Origin of the sequence: Pseudomonas sp. Y39-6, assembly GCF_023651955.1 — a bacterium.
Taxonomy (GTDB): Bacteria; Pseudomonadota; Gammaproteobacteria; order Pseudomonadales; family Pseudomonadaceae; genus Aquipseudomonas; species Aquipseudomonas veronii.
This window is the reverse complement of record NZ_CP069594.1, coordinates 3,879,866-3,895,984: the sequence shown is the minus strand read 5'-3', so window position 1 is coordinate 3,895,984 and position 16,119 is coordinate 3,879,866. Positions and strand designations below refer to the sequence as shown.

The 16,119-nt window shown below is 60.4% G+C and carries 15 protein-coding genes; 7 read left to right on the top strand and 8 right to left on the bottom strand.

Translation table 11 applies throughout. From position 1 onward, the window contains the following. Window positions 1-1,017, top strand: coding sequence for an ABC transporter substrate-binding protein (locus tag JN756_RS17560; protein WP_026139967.1), 1,017 nt, complete (start codon window positions 1-3; stop codon window positions 1,015-1,017). A gap of 89 nt (window positions 1,018-1,106) precedes the next feature. Here the strand turns inward: JN756_RS17560 and JN756_RS17555 are convergent, their stop codons facing one another. Both JN756_RS17555 and JN756_RS17550 read right to left on the bottom strand, forming a co-directional pair. After that, window positions 1,107-3,233, bottom strand: a complete 2,127-nt coding sequence (locus JN756_RS17555; RefSeq protein WP_201021129.1) for a TonB-dependent receptor — start codon at window positions 3,231-3,233, stop codon at window positions 1,107-1,109. Window positions 3,234-3,326: 93 nt separating this feature from the next. Then, window positions 3,327-3,716: a DUF2946 domain-containing protein gene (locus JN756_RS17550; RefSeq protein WP_046383695.1), complete on the bottom strand. Its 390-nt coding sequence runs from the start codon at window positions 3,714-3,716 to the stop codon at window positions 3,327-3,329. Between the two features lie 93 nt (window positions 3,717-3,809). On the opposite strand from JN756_RS17550, the gene JN756_RS17545 reads away from it, so the two are divergent. Continuing rightward, complete coding sequence (locus JN756_RS17545) at window positions 3,810-4,247, top strand: DUF3995 domain-containing protein (RefSeq protein ID WP_046383694.1); 438 nt, start codon at window positions 3,810-3,812, stop codon at window positions 4,245-4,247. Here the strand turns inward: JN756_RS17545 and JN756_RS17540 are convergent. After that, window positions 4,144-7,284 (bottom strand): DUF6531 domain-containing protein, encoded by a 3,141-nt coding sequence (locus tag JN756_RS17540; protein ID WP_442966354.1) that lies wholly within the window; start codon window positions 7,282-7,284, stop codon window positions 4,144-4,146. The genes JN756_RS17545 and JN756_RS17540 overlap by 104 nt on opposite strands. A 349-nt stretch (window positions 7,285-7,633) precedes the next feature. On the opposite strand from JN756_RS17540, the gene JN756_RS17535 reads away from it, so the two are divergent. Further along, window positions 7,634-7,963, top strand: a complete 330-nt coding sequence (locus tag JN756_RS17535; protein ID WP_201021128.1) for a hypothetical protein — start codon at window positions 7,634-7,636, stop codon at window positions 7,961-7,963. Window positions 7,964-8,655: 692 nt separating this feature from the next. Here the strand turns inward: JN756_RS17535 and JN756_RS17525 are convergent. Both JN756_RS17525 and JN756_RS17520 read right to left on the bottom strand, forming a co-directional pair. Beyond that, entirely contained in the window at window positions 8,656-8,832 is a 177-nt protein-coding gene (locus JN756_RS17525) for a hypothetical protein (protein WP_156422910.1), read from the bottom strand. 78 nt (window positions 8,833-8,910) lie between these two features. Continuing rightward, window positions 8,911-9,273: an NUDIX hydrolase gene (locus JN756_RS17520; RefSeq protein ID WP_046383693.1), complete on the bottom strand. Its 363-nt coding sequence runs from the start codon at window positions 9,271-9,273 to the stop codon at window positions 8,911-8,913. A 126-nt stretch (window positions 9,274-9,399) separates the two neighbouring features. Between JN756_RS17520 and JN756_RS17515 the strand changes: the two genes are divergently transcribed. Both JN756_RS17515 and JN756_RS17510 read left to right on the top strand, forming a co-directional pair. Further along, window positions 9,400-10,380, top strand: a complete 981-nt coding sequence (locus tag JN756_RS17515; RefSeq protein WP_057004684.1) for a Gfo/Idh/MocA family protein — start codon at window positions 9,400-9,402, stop codon at window positions 10,378-10,380. 90 nt (window positions 10,381-10,470) lie between these two features. Further along, window positions 10,471-11,112, top strand: coding sequence for a ribonuclease T2 family protein (locus JN756_RS17510; protein ID WP_046383691.1), 642 nt, complete (start codon window positions 10,471-10,473; stop codon window positions 11,110-11,112). Here the strand turns inward: JN756_RS17510 and JN756_RS17505 are convergent. Continuing rightward, window positions 11,103-11,972, bottom strand: a complete 870-nt coding sequence (locus JN756_RS17505) for an AraC family transcriptional regulator (RefSeq protein ID WP_126588574.1) — start codon at window positions 11,970-11,972, stop codon at window positions 11,103-11,105. The genes JN756_RS17510 and JN756_RS17505 overlap by 10 nt on opposite strands. A gap of 109 nt (window positions 11,973-12,081) precedes the next feature. Here JN756_RS17505 and JN756_RS17500 point away from each other — a divergent pair, with 109 nt between their 5' ends. Next, the gene (locus tag JN756_RS17500; RefSeq protein ID WP_017846536.1) at window positions 12,082-12,492 is read left to right on the top strand and encodes a hypothetical protein; all 411 of its coding nucleotides are present in this window, start codon (window positions 12,082-12,084) and stop codon (window positions 12,490-12,492) included. 98 nt (window positions 12,493-12,590) lie between these two features. Further along, a complete protein-coding gene (glsB, locus tag JN756_RS17495) occupies window positions 12,591-13,499 on the top strand; it encodes a glutaminase B (protein ID WP_017846535.1) in 909 nt (302 codons plus the stop codon). A 153-nt stretch (window positions 13,500-13,652) separates the two neighbouring features. On the opposite strand, the gene JN756_RS17490 is transcribed toward glsB, so the two are convergent. Both JN756_RS17490 and JN756_RS17485 read right to left on the bottom strand, forming a co-directional pair. Further along, window positions 13,653-14,897, bottom strand: a complete 1,245-nt coding sequence (locus JN756_RS17490; protein ID WP_017846534.1) for a saccharopine dehydrogenase family protein — start codon at window positions 14,895-14,897, stop codon at window positions 13,653-13,655. Between the two features lie 28 nt (window positions 14,898-14,925). Continuing rightward, window positions 14,926-16,023 carry a carboxynorspermidine decarboxylase gene (locus JN756_RS17485; protein ID WP_079444044.1) on the bottom strand — a complete coding sequence of 366 codons (1,098 nt, stop codon included), beginning with the start codon at window positions 16,021-16,023 and terminating at the stop codon, window positions 14,926-14,928. Window positions 16,024-16,119: the final 96 nt, after the last annotated feature.

The following is a 16,119-nucleotide window of genomic DNA, read 5'->3' as shown; positions in this document are numbered from 1 at the left end:
ATGAAAGGATTGAGATCCCTGTTGGCGGCGTCCCTGGCGAGCCTGAGTCTGTCGGTGGCTTCGTTGCCGGTTTCGGCTGCACAGGCGCCTGTGCATTTTGCCGACCTGAACTGGGAAAGTGGCAGTCTGATCACCGAAGTGCTGCGCTATATCGTCGAGAAGGGCTATGACCTGCCCACCGACACCTTGCCCGGCACCACCATCACCCTGGAAACCGCCCTGGCGAAGAATGACATCCAGGTGATCGGCGAAGAATGGGCAGGCCGCAGTCCGGTGTGGGTCAAGGCCGAGGCCGAAGGCAAGGTGGCCGGGGTGGGCGATACGGTCAAGGGCGCCACCGAAGGCTGGTGGGTGCCGGAGTACGTGGTCAAGGGCGACCCCGCCAAAGGCCTTAAGCCCCTGGCACCAGACCTCAAAAGTGTCGCGGACCTGGCGCGTTACAAGGACGTGTTCAAGGACCCCGAATCCCCAGGCAAAGGGCGCTTTCTCAACAGCCCCATTGGCTGGACCTCGGAAGTGGTCAACAAACAGAAACTCAAGGCCTACGGCCTGGACGACAGCTATGTGAACTTCCGCAGTGGCTCGGGGGCGGCGTTGGATGCCGAGATAACTTCCTCGATTCGTCGCGGTAAGCCAGTGCTGTTCTATTACTGGTCGCCGACGCCCTTGATGGGGCGCTACAAATTGATCCAGCTGGAAGAGCCGGCGTTCGATGCCGAGGCGTGGAAGACGCTGACGGATGCGGACAATCCCGATCCGAAGCCGACACGGTCTTTGGCGTCCAAGTTGAGTATCGGCGTGTCCACGCCGTTCCAGAAAGAACATCCGCAGATTGTCGGGTTCTTCGAGAAAGTCGAGTTCCCGATCGAGCCGCTGAACAAAGCCTTGGCGAGCATGAGCGAGAATCACACCGCGCCACGGGACGTCGCGCTGGCGTTTCTCAAGGCGCATCCTGATGTGTGGAAGGCCTGGTTGACGGAGGATGTGGCACAGAAGGTTGAAGCCAGCCTGAAATAGCGTCCCATCCTGCGGCAGAACGCGGGGCAAGAATGTGGAAGCGGGCTTGTCAGCGTGTGCCCGCTTTCACATTGGCTAGCATTCCAGCCTCAGAAGCGGGTTTGCACCGCCACTTCAAACGTGCGCGGCGACCCCAGGTAATACGCCGGCGACACATGGGCAAACTCGGCATACACCTCGTTGGTCAGGTTGCGCACGCGGCCGGTCACCGAGGTGTGGGCGTCCACCTTGTAGCGCAGGAATGTGCCGAACAGGGTGTAGGCCGGCACTGTCTGAGTGTTGGCGTTATCCGCATACACCTGGGCCACATACCGCGCATCCACGCCGCCTTGCCAATCCTCGGAAAAATCATAGGTCAGCCACAGGTTGCCGACGCGCTTGGGCACATTGGTCGGCGTATTGCCCTTGCGTGAGACCACCGCGCCGCTGGCGATTTTTTCGTTGAACTCGTCGTACTCGGCGTCCACCCAGGCGAAGTTGCCTTCGGCGAGTAGTCGCGGCGTGATGCGCAACGAACTGGCCAACTCAATGCCCTTGGACGACTGTGCGCCTACCGGGATGCTGTTGGTGGGGTCCAGCGGGTCGGTGACGGCAAAGTCCTTGCGCTCGATTTTGTAAGCCGCGACGGTGGCCGAACCGCGACCGTCCAGGTAATCGAATTTACTGCCCACCTCCCACTGTTTGCCGGTCGATACGTCGAATACCTGGGTGGTGGTACTCGGCTGTTCGGCGGCCGTGCTGTATTGCACGTACACGTTGGCCGTCGGGATGAACTGGTAGGTCAGGCCCGCGCGCCCGGTCACCGGCTCCCAACTGCGCGTGAAGTGCCGTGGACTGCTGGCGGTTATCGCGCCATGGTTGGTGACATCCAGGTCGATGGCGTCGTAGCGCAGGCCCGTCAGCAATGTCAGTTTATCGGTCAGGCCCAGGCGATTTTCCACGAACAGCGCTTTGGTGGTGACCTCGTTGGTCTTGTCGCTGATAAAGCCCGGTCGGGTGCCTGGGATGTCGTAAAAGTACCCCGGGTCGTAATGGTCAGGATCGACCGTGCTGTTGCCTGCGGCTCTCAGCGGGCTGTTGGTCGTGCTGTTGACCTTGTATTCGAAGCCGCCGGACCAGGTGGTGGCGAGACCGAAGACGCGGTTGTCGTGGCGCAGCTCGAACTGGTTGCCATTCTGCTCACCCTGATGACGCACCTGGTACGCGGTCGAGCGGTTCACCGCGCTGTTGTCGGCGTTGTACTGGTAGGTCTCGAGGTTGCGGTAATCGCGCTGGCTGTCCAGGTGATACAGGGTGTTTTTCAGCGTGGTGCTGTCGTTGATCCGGTAGTCGATGATCGAACGCGCCCAGAGCGTGCGCTGTTCGTAACGACCGTCGGCGACGTTGTAATTGTTGAAACGGTTGTGTTTATCGATCTTCAGCTCGCCGGCCTTGGGGTTCAGCACCGGCGTGCCCCAGTACGGGCTGTCTTCATGTTCGTCCTGGTATTCCAGGGCCAGGGTATGGGACAGGTTGGGGGTAAGGTCGCTGAGCAGGGAAAACGCTACGCTCCAGGCGTCGCGCTGGTCGCGGTCGATGTAGCTGTGGTTGGTGTTGCGGCTGACGTCCAGGCGTGCGTAATGCTGCACGTCGGCGCTGGGGTCGGTCAGCGCGTGGTTCAGGCCGAACGCCATGCCGGCGGTGTCGTAGCTGCCGTAGGTCAGTTGGCCTTCGGCGGCCTGTTCTTCGCGGGTGGCCAGCTTGGTCACGTAGTTCAGCGAACCGCCCACGGAGCCAGCGCCGTTGATCAAGGACGAGGGGCCGCCGACCAGTTCCACCCGATCATAGATCCACGCATCCACCGGCCGGGCCAGGCCGGTGGCGACGTTGATGCCGTTGAACATCTGGGTGATCTGGCTGCTGGTAAACCCACGATACGAGACAAAACCCCCAAACCCCGGCGGTGCGCTGGCGTTGACACCGGGCAAGGTATTGGCTGCATCCCGGAACGTCTTGGCGCCATGGCGCTCGATGTCATTGCGGTTGGCGATCGCCACCGAGGCGGGCGTTTCGCGCACGCTCAACCCCAGTCGCGATGCCACGCCGCTGGACTGGTCCAGGGCCAGGCCGGGTTCGTGGGAGGGTTCGCCATCGATGGTGGTCGGGGCCAGTTCGAGCGCCCAGGCACAGACTGGCAGGCAGCCGAACAGGCCTGCCAACAGAGGTAAATGTTTCATGCTTGAATCCTGAAAAACCTGCTTGAAAACAACGCACAGTCGCCCGTACTTCCTTACGGAAACGGTGTCAGTGCAGATCAGAAAGCGCGAGGATCAGGCGAGGGCGGGCGGCGCCCGTGGGTGGGCCGTGGGCCAGGTGAAGCGGGCAGGAATGTCAGCCGCCAGTACGATAGCCGGCGGCGGTGCGTGGGGTTGCGGCAACACCGCGACGTTGAGGCTGGAGTTCAGCGCCGGGCCCATGCCGCCGGTCGAGCACAGCGGGCAACCAAACGCCTTGGACAGCGTCGGCAGGCTTTCATCGGCGGGGGTGGACGGCTTGGGCGCCTGGGTGCGTGGGTCGACGGTACAGAACTGCCCGCCGATGCCGTTGAGCTGCATGCCCACCATCTGCCCATGACCAATGCTGCACGCGAACACATTGAACAGGACGCTGCAGTAGAGCATCCAGGCAATGAGCGAGCGGTCGGCACGGGTGATTTTCATGGGGTGGCACTTTACCATCGGCCGCCGACGAAATGCCTGCAAAAAATCTCAGGGGGACTATCCTACTTCGCACAAATTCCGGGAGAGGCCGCCATGAGCTTTATCGTCGCACGATGGATCGTCGGTATTTTCACCTTTGTCAGCATGGTGCATTTGTACTGGGCCGCCGGTGGCAAGCTCGGCAGCCTCGCCGCCATCCCTCAACTTCCCGGCGAATTCGCCAGCGGCCCCCGCCTGGCGTTCAAGCCTTCGGCATTGGGCACCTTGCTGGTGGCGATGGGCCTGGTGGCAATCGCCTTGCTCGTTTGCCTGCGGGCCGGGCTGTATTTTTCGCCGGTGTCCCATGGCGCATTGCAATGGGGCATCAGCGCGATTGCCGTGATCATGTTTGCCAGGGCAATCGGCGATTCGGAGCTGGTGGGTTTTTTCAAAAAGGTCGGTGGTTCGCGGTTTGCACGGTGGGATACGTATTTTTATTCGCCGTTGTGCCTGTTGTTGGGCGCCGGGTTGTTGGTGGTGGCGTGGAGTTGATCGCCTGATCGCGCCGCGAGCGTTCACCCGCCTGCAGACCCGCCCCGTGGGGTTGGGCGCTTACCGATAGGCGTTGATCCTGCCCACCCGTCAGGCAGCGCCCGTTATCCGGATCGTAGTAGCGGTGGCGATGGTAGTGCAGCCCGCTTTCCCGGTCGAAGTATTGACCTTGGAAGCGCAGCGGGTTTTCGATTTTTTCGACGTCCAATCGCGTGATCCGGCCATCGGCGCGGTAGTGCGCGGACCACACGATTTCGCCGTCGGGCGTGGTGAGTTCCTGCGCGGTGCCAAGGTGATCCAGTTGGTAGTGGAAAGGCGTGGTGTGCTGTGGGCCGAAGCCTTCCAGCAGGGCCAGTGGGCGGACACTGTCGGGTTCGTAGACGTAGCTGCGATGCCGTTGCGCGTGGTGCTCGGCGATCAGTCTGTCGCCTTGCCAGAAAAACTCGGTGGTCGTGCCGGCGACGGTTTTGCTGATGCGGCGACCAAACGGGTCGTAGCGGTAGTGGACAGTTTGGCCGTTGGGGCGGGTGAGGCCGATCAGGCGCTGCTGGCAGTCGTAGCGGTATTCGGTAACGACAGAGTGGGCCTGGCCACGCCGTTCGCGGATGAGATTGCCAAAGGCGTCGTAGTCGTAGTGGCGGTCATCCTGGAGCGTCAGACGGCTACCCGCCGGCGTGTAGGCGAAGCGTTCCTGTGGGGCCTGGGAATGATCAGCTCGGACCAGACGGTTTAGCGTGTCGTAGTGGTAGCGGTGCTCGCCTTTGCGGGTGTCGAGCAAGTACCTGAGGTTGCCGGCTTTGTCGTAGCTGTACTGGCGGCGGTAGCGAGTGCCTTCGATATCGCAGATGCCATGGTTGAACAGGCGTGCATGCTCATCGTATTGGTAACTGCTGAGCAGTTTGCCTTGGGCGCGTTGGTGTTCTCGGCCGGCGTCGAACAGGTGAGACGTCAACAGCGCGCCATTGAGTTCAACGGTCGCAAGGTGGCCGCCCTTGTCATGGTTGAACCCTAGCTGGTTGTTGTCTGGCAGGCGCAGGTATTTGAGTCGGCCGCAGGCGTCGTAGCCATAACGGAGTGTGCCCCAGCCCTGGTGTTCGACGATCAGGCGGTTTTGCGGGTCGTATTCGTAGGTAAGCGGGCGGTAGCCGTCGTCGACGCTGAGGAGGTTGCCCTGGCGGTCGTAGGTATATTCAACAATGCCGCCATCGGGCAGGGTTTTCCTGACCAACCGGCCGGCGTGGTCTCGCCGGTAACGGGTGACGAGCTGACTGCCGTCGGTGCCGTGTGCGGTTTTTTCCAGCAGGTGACCGTTGAGGTCGTAGGCATAGGCGGTGCGTCGGCCGTCGAAGTCGATTTCCTGCTGGAGCCGGCCGTTGGGGTGATAGTCGAAGCGGTAGATTTCGCCGACTTCGTTTTCGATTTCGGCGAGCAACAATCGCACGTGGTCGTAGCGGTAGTTGACCTGGGTGCCGTCCGCATTGATGCGGCAGCTGATCAGGGGCAGACCGTCGGTGTATTCGTAGCGAGTGACGTGCCCCAGTTCATCGTGTTCGGCGGTGATTCTTCCGTAGGGGTTGTAGCTGTATTCCCGCGTGCCACCGCCGGGCATGACCACACGAACCAATCGTCCGACACCATCCCACTGGTACTGGGTCGCCACCCCATGCTTGTCCTCTTGCGCCACCCTCCGACCGAGATCGTCATAGCGATAGCGCTTCACACTGCCGTTTGGCCAGTGTTCTTCAAGCAACTGCCCTCGCTCATTCCACCACCGCCGCAGGCAGCTATGGTCGGGAAACCATACCCCGATCAGTTGGCCATACTGGTTGTAGCTATAGTCGGTAACGTTGCCATCGGGGTCGGTCTGACGAATGACATTGCCTTGGTCGTTATGTGCGTAGTTCCAAACTGCCTGGCCACGACGTACAACTCTTAAGAGTCCATTGTCATACTCGTAGGACATTGGCTCATCTTCCCCCGGAAAAAAAGCGACCAAGCATCCAGCGTCGTCGTACTGATACGCCGTTACCGCGCCGAGGGGGTCTTGCTCGACTGTGAGACGGCCCTTGTCGTCATAGGATCTGAAATGCTTGGCGCCATCCGGACCCACCCGCTGCACCCGCCGTGCCTGCGGGGCATGAACATAGGTTTCCTGACTCCCATCGGCGTTGTGAAGGGTCACGCTACCGTCGTCCCCCCAGGCATACCGCGTGTCCATCTGCAAGAAACTCGCCCAATGCCGGACACATCGCGCCGCCTTGCCAGCTCGTTCCCAAGCCCAAAAGAAGCGCGCGCCGCCGGCTAACTGGCGTTCAAGGATCAAGTGTTGCTCGTCGTACCGATAGGTCTCGCTTTCCCCTACGGCATTGGTCGCCGAAACCAGTCTTCCAATGTCGTCATAGGTGTAGGAAACCACGGTCTGTTCGGTCATCCAATCCCCTGCCGCACCGCCCGCGGGCCGCTGAACCTGGTAATCGAGGGCCACCAAGTGGCCGCGCTCATAACGGAAAAACAGCGAGCGACCGACACTGTTATCCAGGCGTTCAATGTTCCCCAACACATCGCGGACAATTCGCAGCCGGTTGCCGTAGGCATCGCTGATCGCGGTCAGCACACCGTGGCAGAAGTGGTAGAAGCGCGATGCCTGGCACAGCACCAGCTCATCCGGCGGCGCCCCCAGGTAGATCGCGGCGTCGGCCTGGCGATTGCCGGTTGTCGGTCGCGCCTCGGTCGGTAAGGGCAGGGCGGTCGATCGGTGCTCATGGTCGATCCACACCGCCGAGGCGTCTGTCAGCGTCAGCCGATGCGCCAGCGAGTGGCTCCAGCAAACCCCCAATCCGCAGTCCACATCCACCGCACGGGGGTGATAGCACCGCGTCCATTCGAACGGCAGGAGCCCGTCCAGTGCGGCATCGGTCAGCCTCAGCGAATCCAGTGCGCCATACCCGGCGTTGACCTGCTGGGGATACTCGGCCCGGCGTTGATGCATGCCATCCAGCTCAGGTGTGATAAAGGCAATGTGGGAAGCGTTAGTCATCCGTGACGTCTCGGCGAAGGGTAAGACGTCGGAGTCTGCCGCGGAAAAAAGACGCTGGACGAACGGCTGGAAAAATCAGAAGGGGCTGACACACCCAGGGAAAATCCCGCGAAAAAGCAATTGAAAGGGCTACCCAAAAAGTCGATCCGACCGATTGCGAGACCGCCCGTCATCGTTCGCGCAAATAAAACCACTCGTCTTGCCGCCCGGTTTCCAGATATCGGCCGGCGAGTTGAGCCCGCGTTGTGGCGATCCTTCAATCCGTGCGATAAGGCAATTTAGTGGCCCCTTTGTAACAAAATTCTCGCCAGAATCGCTTTTATTTTCAGCTGGTTAGGTGAGGAAGCAAATGCGCAATGTAGGAATCATGCTGATCGCCTGTTCCCTGGCCGGCGGCGCGGCTGCCGTACAGGCGCGGGAGTTGCGCGAGGGCGACAAGTACATGTGCAGTTGGGGCGCGGGCACGGCCGCCAGGGCACAGGAACTCAAGCTGTCGGGCGTTTCACTGTATGCCGCGCGGCAGAAGATCCAGACCATCAAGTTCAACAAGTCATGGATGCGGATGATGGCCATGGGCATCACCGAGCAGACCTATGACAGCCGTTCACGGCTCAAGCCCGAGGCGATTCGCCTGAGTTTCTATCAGGATTGCGTGCGCTACAAAGTGGCGCGCAAATAAGGCGCTTCTTGCTGGTCGAGCAGCGCGGTTTACAAATCCACGACAATCTCAGTGTTTCTATTTGCATACAATTGCCCCCGTCATTGAGGAGGCTGGTATGCAAACGCTTTTTCCCGGGGCGACGTCGGATGATGTCGCCGCGCTGTTCCTGATCGCCGACGTTCGCTGCCGGAAGAGCAGGGCGCACTAAAATGATGACCCCTCCGGAGCCCCGGTCGCCCGACAGCTTGCGCTACTTCGCAGTCGCGGTGTTGTGCGTTGCGGTGTTGCTGGGGATCTATTTCGTACAACTCAATGCCAAAGTCGACCGCCAGCGTGAACAGACCGTCGAGTACCTGGCTCTCTGCAGGCAAGTGGAGCGCGTGGCCAGTGCCGCGTCGGCAAACAGGATTGAACTTAGCAATACGTGCAAACAGTTGAGCGGACAGTCATCGAAAAGTCTGACGCCGAGATCGATTGATAACCCTTCTTTATAAAGGGGAATAGTACTTCAAAGTCGCGATGGTATTTGCACCAAAAAGTGGCACTTATATACCTCCCTACCTTGATAAATGTGTGGTTATTGAAGGACTTACGATTGTTTTATTCCGACGAAAGGATTAAAACCATCTTGTTACGGGATTAGGCAATCGGTACTATAGCCGGGCGTTCACCTCCCACGGTTTATGCATTTTTTAAATCCCAAGTTTCCATCAGCTACTTGGGATTTTTTTTGCCTGGGATTTGTTGTCGGCATCAACAAGCTCCGCGCGCATCCGACCATTGTGCTTGGCTTGGTACAGCAACTCGTCGATGTTCTCGGCAAACTCGAGCATCACACTGTTCCATCCAACTCGCTGGATGAGATTACCGATTTCGGTGGCGAGCAAGTCGATAACCTGCCTGAGCACATTCGAGTGAAGCGCCCCGACGCAGAATCTGCACAGGCCGCCGGACAGAGCGCGGAACTACAGGCGTCGCAGAAAGGATTTGACGATGTGCCGGGTGGTATCGGTAGTGTCCAGCTCGTCCATCGCACTGTAGGCGTGCCAGCGGCAATCGATGATTTCGTTGCACGGCCGTGCTTGCGCGATGTTCACCACCGACGCCTCGAACACATGGTGCAGCGTGTCGCGCGCCTTCAATTCCTGCAGGTACAGCAGTCCGTCGACGTTCAACCCGGTTTCTTCTTCCAGCTCCCGTTCGGCGGCGCCTACCGGGCGCTCGTCGCGTTCGACCTTACCGCCCGGCAACGCCCATTTAGATCTGGCTTTGCGCACGAAGAGGATATGCCCCTCGTGTTCGCAAATCACCGTTGCGCGTATTTTCATCGTCTGTGCCCCGCAGCGAGATGTCTGTCATAAAAGTGTAATGCAAATGTCATGCTGGGTGGTGGTGGCGCATCTGCGTGAGGATATAGATACTGGTCGATTGACGACAACGCACGAGGGGAGCAGATGAAGACGGTACGTTGGGGCATGATCGGCTGTGGCAGCGTCACTGAGTTAAAGAGTGGACCTGCTTTCTACAAAGCGCCAGGTTCGGCCCTGGTGGCCGTGATGGGGCGCCGCGAAGAGGCTGTGCGCGATTATGCGGCACGCCACGGCATTGGTCGTTTCTATACCGACGCCCAGGCACTGATCAACGACCCTGAGGTGGACGCGGTGTACATCGCTACACCGCCCGACAGCCACCTCGAATACAGCCTGATGGTCGCGGCCGCCGGCAAGCACTGTTGTGTCGAAAAACCCATGGCGCTGAATGCCGAGCAGGGCGCATTGATGCAGCGCACTTTCGAACGTGCCGGGCTGCATTTGTTTGTGTCCTACTATCGCCGCTCGCTGCCGCGCTTCCAGCAAGTGCGCGACTGGTTGCGCGATGGACGCATCGGCCAACTGCGTCACCTGACCTGGTCCCTGTGCAAGCCGCCAGCCGTCGAAGACACCAGTGCCGCCAATTGGCGCACCGACCCGGCCATTGCCGGCGGCGGCTACTTTGCCGACCTGGCCAGCCACGGCTTTGATCTGTTCCAGTACCTGGCCGGCGACATTGTCGAGGTTGCCGGGTTTACCGCGCGACAGGCCGGACAGTATGCGGCGGAAGACGCGGTGACCGCCTGCTGGACTTTCAGCTCCGGCGCGCTGGGCATGGGCTGCTGGAACTTTGTCGCGGACCGCCGTGAAGATCGCGTCGAGCTGATCGGCACCCTGGGGCGGATCACGTTTGCGGTGTTCGACGACCAGCCGTTGCGGCTTGAAGGGGCGGTCGACGAAGTGCTGGAGGTGCCTTGCCACACGCATATCCAGTGGCACCATGTGCTGGGCATGAACGCCCATATTCGCGGCGAAGCCGAGCACCCCTCGCTGGCGATCGAGGCATTGAAGACCGACCGGATTCTGGACAAGGTGCTGCAACGCAATCCCTATCATCCTGAGTAGTTTTCCTGGCGCCGGCGTTGCATTCACCACTTTCGCCGGACCCTGGCCTGCACTCACAATGCGGGCTTATTTTTTTCAAGGAACAGACGGATGAAATACAAGGCAGCCTGGCTGGCCGTGGGGTGGGTACTGGCAAGCATGGCGACGCAGGCGGCGCCACGTGAGCAACGGCCGGCGGGGGACTTTGATTTTTATGTGCTGTCGCTGTCGTGGTCGCCGACGTTCTGCCTGGCGCACCCGAACAACGAGCAATGCAGCGGCAAAGGCTACGGGTTTGTATTGCATGGGCTATGGCCGCAATACGCGCGGGGTGGCTGGCCGGCGTCGTGCGATACGCAGTCGCGGCTGTCGGCGGATGAGTTGGCCAAAGGCGCGTTGATATTCCCCACGCAGGCATTGCTCAAGCATGAATGGTCCAAACATGGCACCTGCAGCGGCCTGGAAGCCACGCGTTACCTGCAAGCCACCGATGCGGCCTTGGCCACGGTGCAGATCCCGCAGCAATTGCAGCCGTTCAACGTGCCGGGTTACCTGGAGGCACGGGAGATCGAGGCGCTCTTTCGCGAGAGTAACCCGGCCATGGGCAACCATGGCGTGGCGGTGATCTGCAAGGGCAAGGTGCTGTCCGAAGTGCGCGTGTGTCTGAGCAAGGAACTGCGTTTTGCCGGCTGCCCCAAGAGTGTGAAAACCCAGTGCCGGGACGGTGATATCCGCATTCCGGTTCAGCGCTGATCGGGCGCCTGGAGCGAGTGCAATGCGATGGCCGCCGGGGCCTCGGTTGACGTCGACACCCCGACGCGGCCCGCCAGGTAACGCGCTGGCGGCTGGCCCACGGCCTTGCGGAACATGGTGATAAAACCGCTGGCATTTTCATAGCCCAAGTCCAGGGCGACCCGCTGCACACTTTCGCCCCTGGCCAGTCGTTGCAACGACAGGATCACATGCAACTGCCGACGCCAGCGGCCGAAGCTCAGGCCTGACTCCTCCAGCAACAAGCGCGTCATGCTGCGCTCGCTCATGCCGATGCGCGCCGCCCATTGGCCGAGCGTGGCCTTGTCGCCGGGGTTGGCCAGTAGGCTGTCGGCCAGGCGACGCAGCCTCGGGTCCTGGGGCATCGGCAGGTGCAGGCCTTCGATGGGCGCCTGGGCCAGTTCGTCCAAAAGCGTGTCGATCAAACGCCCCTGCGCACTGTTCACGTCGTACAACTGCGGGAAGCTCACCGCCTTGCTGATCAACTCATGCAACAGGCCGGATACCGACAGGGTGCAGCATTGCGAGGGCAGGGCGCCGGCAGCCTCAGGGTCGATCAGCAGGCAATACAACTCAGCTTCGCCGGCGCCACGCGCGGCGTGGGGCATGCCGCCGGGAATCCACAGCGCACACTGGCGCGGCACAATCCAGATGCCGGCCTCGATTTCGCAATGAATCACCCCGCGCAGTGTGTACATCAACTGGCCTTTGCGGTGGGTGTGCTGAACGTGCTCCCAACGCTCGGACGTACTGGTCGCGCTCACGGCCACCACCGCACGCTGGACCAGATCGGCATCCTTGGCTAACAACGGATCATGCAGGTCCAGGCGATGGCGTTTCATGGTGAGCTCGCAGCTTGGCTGAATTGCGAAACATTCTGGCTATTCTGTGCAATGCCGTCCAGCTTCGTCAGCCTTATAGTGAGACTCCCTCTCATTAAGGAACTCTGCCATGCGACTCGACAGTTCAGCATTTCCCGTGGTGAAGATCGTTTTTGATGCGCCGAATGAAGGCGGGTCGCAGGACAGCTTCGTGATGTTCGAAGGCCTGCTGGCACGTCAGCAATCTTTTGTGTTGCTGTATGAAAAAGCCTTGGACGAACTGAATCACGCGCACTCCTACGAAGAGCGCGAGCACGCCTCGCACTGGATGAAGACACACCGGCAGGCCCTGCGTGCGTATGTCAAAGGCATGATCCAGGTGGAGCCCTGCGCGGCCAAGCGCCGGGCACTCAAGCCGTTCGCCGCGACGTTTGGCAATGCCTGGGGTTATCCGCTGCTGATGGTGGCGTCCAATGACCAGGCGTGGGCGCTGGCGCGGGATGTGCTGGATGAGCAGGTGTCGGATGTGACGTATTTCTAAGCCATACACCGCCTCCCGCCAGTGGGACTGCCGAGCGCATTGAAGTATCCTCCGCGCCCCGCTTACCACTGATTCAAAGAACGATGACAGGACAAGACATGCAGGCGCTGTTGGAGTCGATTCTCGACGAAGTTCGTCCACTGATCGGCCTCGGCAACGTCGCCGACTACATTCCCGCGCTGGCCGACGTGCCCGCCGATCAACTGGGGATCGCCGTGTACGGCAACGACGGCGCAGCCTACTGCGCCGGAGATGCCGATACCCTGTTCTCGGTGCAGAGTATTTCCAAGGTGTTCAGCCTGGTGCAAGCCATCGACCACGGCGGCGAAACCATCTGGGAGCGCCTCGGCCACGAGCCCTCGGGGCAACCGTTCAACTCCCTGGTGCAGCTGGAATTCGAACGCGGCCGCCCGCGCAACCCCTTTATCAATGCCGGCGCGCTGGTGATCTGCGATATCAACCAGTCACGCTTTGCCGTGCCGATTCTGTCGATGCGCGACTTTGTGCGGCGCCTGTCGGGCAACCCGCAGATCCTGGTCAACAGCGTCGTCGCCGAATCGGAAGCGCAACACGGCGCGCGCAACGCGGCCATGGCCTACCTGATGAAGTCGTTCGGCAACTTCCATAACGACGTCGACGCGGTGCTCCACAGCTACTTCAACTACTGCGCGTTGCAGATGAGCTGCCTGGACCTGGCCAGGGCGTTCAGTTTCCTGGCCAACGAGGGGGTGAGTGCCCACAGCGGCGAGCAGATCCTGACCGCGCGCCAGACCAAGCAGGTCAACTCGATCATGGCCACCAGCGGGCTGTATGACGAGGCGGGGAACTTCGCCTATCGCGTGGGTTTGCCGGGCAAGAGCGGGGTCGGCGGCGGTATTGTCGCGGTGGTGCCGGGGCAGTTCACGGTGTGCGTGTGGTCGCCGGAGTTGAACGCGGCGGGGAATTCGCTGGCGGGGATCAAGGCGTTGGAACTGTTGAGTGAGCGGATTGGGTGGTCGGTGTTTTGAGGCCGCTCCCGTGTGTGCAGGAAGCATCACGAATCCAAATGTGGGAGGGGGCTTGCCCCCGATTACAGTGTGTCAGTCAATACAGCTGTGACTGATCTACCGCTATCGGGGGCAAGCCCCCTCCCACATTTTGGTTCGGTCTGCTATCGCCTATCAGGCAATCGCATCCCAGGCCCGATCGCCGTGCTCGTCTTTGATCCGAGTCGGCAAGCCCATCACGTCCAGCGCTTTCAGGAACGGCTCAGCCGGCAGTTCCTCGACGTTGGCCATGCGCTTCACATCCCACTCACCACGCGCTACCAGTAGCGCAGCGGCGACCGGCGGCACGCCGGCGGTGTAGGAGATGCCCTGGCTGTCGGTCTCGGCGTAGGCTTCTTCATGATCGGCCACGTTGTAGATGAACACCTCGCGCGGCTGGCCATCCTTGGTGCCTTTGACCAGGTCGCCGATGCAGGTCTTGCCGGTGTAGCCGGGGGCGAGCGAAGACGGGTCGGGCAGCACGGCCTTGACCACTTTCAACGGCACCACTTGCAGGCCTTCGGCGGTGGTGACCGGCTTTTCGGAGAGCAGGCCGAGGCTGTTCAGCACGGTGAACACGTTGATGTAATGCTCGCCGAAGCTCATCCAGAAACGCACGTTGGGCACGTCGAGGTTTTTCGACAGCGAGTGAACTTCATCGTGGCCGGTCAGGTACAGGTTCTGCGAACCGACCACAGGCAGGTCGTCGGTGCGTTTGACTTCGAACATGGTGTTGCTGGTCCACTGGCTGTTCTGCCAGCTCCACACCTGTCCGGTGAATTCGCGGAAGTTGATTTCCGGGTCGAAATTGGTGGCGAAGTATTTGCCATGGGAGCCGGCATTGACGTCGAGAATGTCGATCGAATCAATGCGGTCGAAATGCTGTTGCTGCGCCAGCGCGGCATACGCGTTGACGACACCCGGGTCGAAGCCCACGCCAAGGATGGCGGTGATGTTCTTCTGTTTGCACTCTTCCAGGTGGTTCCATTCGTAGTTGCCGTACCACGGCGGGGTCTCGCAGATCTTGCCCGGCTCTTCGTGGATGGCGGTGTCGAGGTAAGCCACGCCGGTATCGATGCAGGCACGCAGCACCGACATGTTGAGGAAGGCGGAGCCGACGTTGATGACGATCTGCGATTGTGTCTCGCGGATCAGGGCCTTGGTCGCTTCCACGTCCAGGGCGTTCAGCGCGAAGGCTTGGATGTCGGCGGGTACTTTGAGGCTACCCTTGGCCTTGACGCTGTCGATGATGGCCTGGCATTTGGAGATGTTGCGCGACGCAATAGCAATACGACCGAGTTCGTCGTTGTGCTGCGCACACTTGTGGGCCACCACCTTGGCGACACCTCCTGCACCAATGATAAGAACGTTCTTTTTCAATTGCTTTATCTCTCCTTTATCCGCCAGCTTACGAAAGGCTGGACAGGTAGTCGTCGTAACCAAATTCACGAACCACCTCGACTGTACCGTCGAGTTGTTTCACTACGATGGACGGCATTTTCAGGCCGTTGAACCAGTTTTTCTTGACCATGGTGTAGCCCGCGGTGTCGATGAACGACAGCCGATCGCCGATGGCCAACGGACGATCAAATTGATACTCGCCGAAAATGTCCCCGGCCAGGCAGGATTTGCCGCACACCATGTAGGTGTGTTCACCCGTGCTCGGCGCCAGCTTGGCATTGAGGCGGTAGATCAGCAGGTCCAGCAGGTGGGCTTCGATGGAACTGTCGACCACGGCCAGGTGTTTGCCGTTGTACAGCGTGTCGAGCACGGTGACTTCCAGCGAGGCGCTGTTGGTGATCGCCGCTTCGCCGGGTTCCAGGTACACCTGCACGCCGTACTTCTCGGAGAACGCCTTCAAGCGCGCACAGAATGCGTCCACAGCATAGTCTTCACCGGTGAAATGGATGCCGCCGCCGAGGCTGACCCACTCGACCTTGTGCAGCAGCGCGCCGAAGCGTTCTTCGATGGTGCCGAGCATCTTGTCGAACAGGCTGAAGTCGTCGTTTTCGCAGTTGTTGTGGAACATGAAACCGGAGATCTGCTCGATCACGCCTTCGATCTTCACCGGGTCCCATTCGCCCAGGCGGCTGAACGGACGCGCCGGGTCGGCCAGCAGGTAATCCGAACTGCTCACCTGCGGGTTGACGCGCAGGCCGCGGGTCTTGCCTTCGCTACGTTCGGCAAAACGCTGCAGTTGGCTGATGGAGTTGAAGATGATCTTGTCGCAGTTTTCCAGCATCTCTTCGATTTCATCGTCGGCCCAGGCCACGCTGTAGGCGTGCGCCTCGCCTTGGAATTTCTGGCGACCAAGCTTCAATTCATACAACGACGACGACGTGGTGCCGTCCATGTATTGCTGCATCAGGTCAAACACCGACCAGGTGGCAAAGCACTTGAGCGCCAGCAACGCCTTGGCGCCGGACTGTTCGCGCACGTAAGCAATCTTCTGCATGTTGATCAGAAGTTTCTGTTTATCGATGAGGTAGTACGGCGTTTTGATCATTTTTGAGAGCCTGCGGCGGTGCCTGCCAAAAAAGGACACGCATTGTGCCCGCACTTGGAGCAGATCGAAAGGTTAGCGGGCGGATTTTGCGCGTCG

Bases quoted from the DNA above. Each gene is read 5' to 3' on its own strand.
- JN756_RS17505 (WP_126588574.1), bottom strand. From the start codon at position 11,972: ATGAAACGCCATCGCCTGGACCTGCATGATCCGTTGTTAGCCAAGGAT.
- JN756_RS17550 (WP_046383695.1), bottom strand. From the start codon at position 3,716: ATGAAAATCACCCGTGCCGACCGCTCGCTCATTGCCTGGATGCTCTAC.
- JN756_RS17545 (WP_046383694.1), top strand. From the start codon at position 3,810: ATGAGCTTTATCGTCGCACGATGGATCGTCGGTATTTTCACCTTTGTC.
- JN756_RS17520 (WP_046383693.1), bottom strand. From the start codon at position 9,273: ATGAAAATACGCGCAACGGTGATTTGCGAACACGAGGGGCATATCCTC.
- JN756_RS17500 (WP_017846536.1), top strand. From the start codon at position 12,082: ATGCGACTCGACAGTTCAGCATTTCCCGTGGTGAAGATCGTTTTTGAT.
- glsB (WP_017846535.1), top strand. From the start codon at position 12,591: ATGCAGGCGCTGTTGGAGTCGATTCTCGACGAAGTTCGTCCACTGATC.
- JN756_RS17510 (WP_046383691.1), top strand. From the start codon at position 10,471: ATGAAATACAAGGCAGCCTGGCTGGCCGTGGGGTGGGTACTGGCAAGC.
- JN756_RS17535 (WP_201021128.1), top strand. From the start codon at position 7,634: ATGCGCAATGTAGGAATCATGCTGATCGCCTGTTCCCTGGCCGGCGGC.
- JN756_RS17515 (WP_057004684.1), top strand. From the start codon at position 9,400: ATGAAGACGGTACGTTGGGGCATGATCGGCTGTGGCAGCGTCACTGAG.
- JN756_RS17555 (WP_201021129.1), bottom strand. From the start codon at position 3,233: ATGAAACATTTACCTCTGTTGGCAGGCCTGTTCGGCTGCCTGCCAGTC.
- JN756_RS17485 (WP_079444044.1), bottom strand. From the start codon at position 16,023: ATGATCAAAACGCCGTACTACCTCATCGATAAACAGAAACTTCTGATC.
- JN756_RS17540 (WP_442966354.1), bottom strand. From the start codon at position 7,284: ATGACTAACGCTTCCCACATTGCCTTTATCACACCTGAGCTGGATGGC.
- JN756_RS17560 (WP_026139967.1), top strand. From the start codon at position 1: ATGAAAGGATTGAGATCCCTGTTGGCGGCGTCCCTGGCGAGCCTGAGT.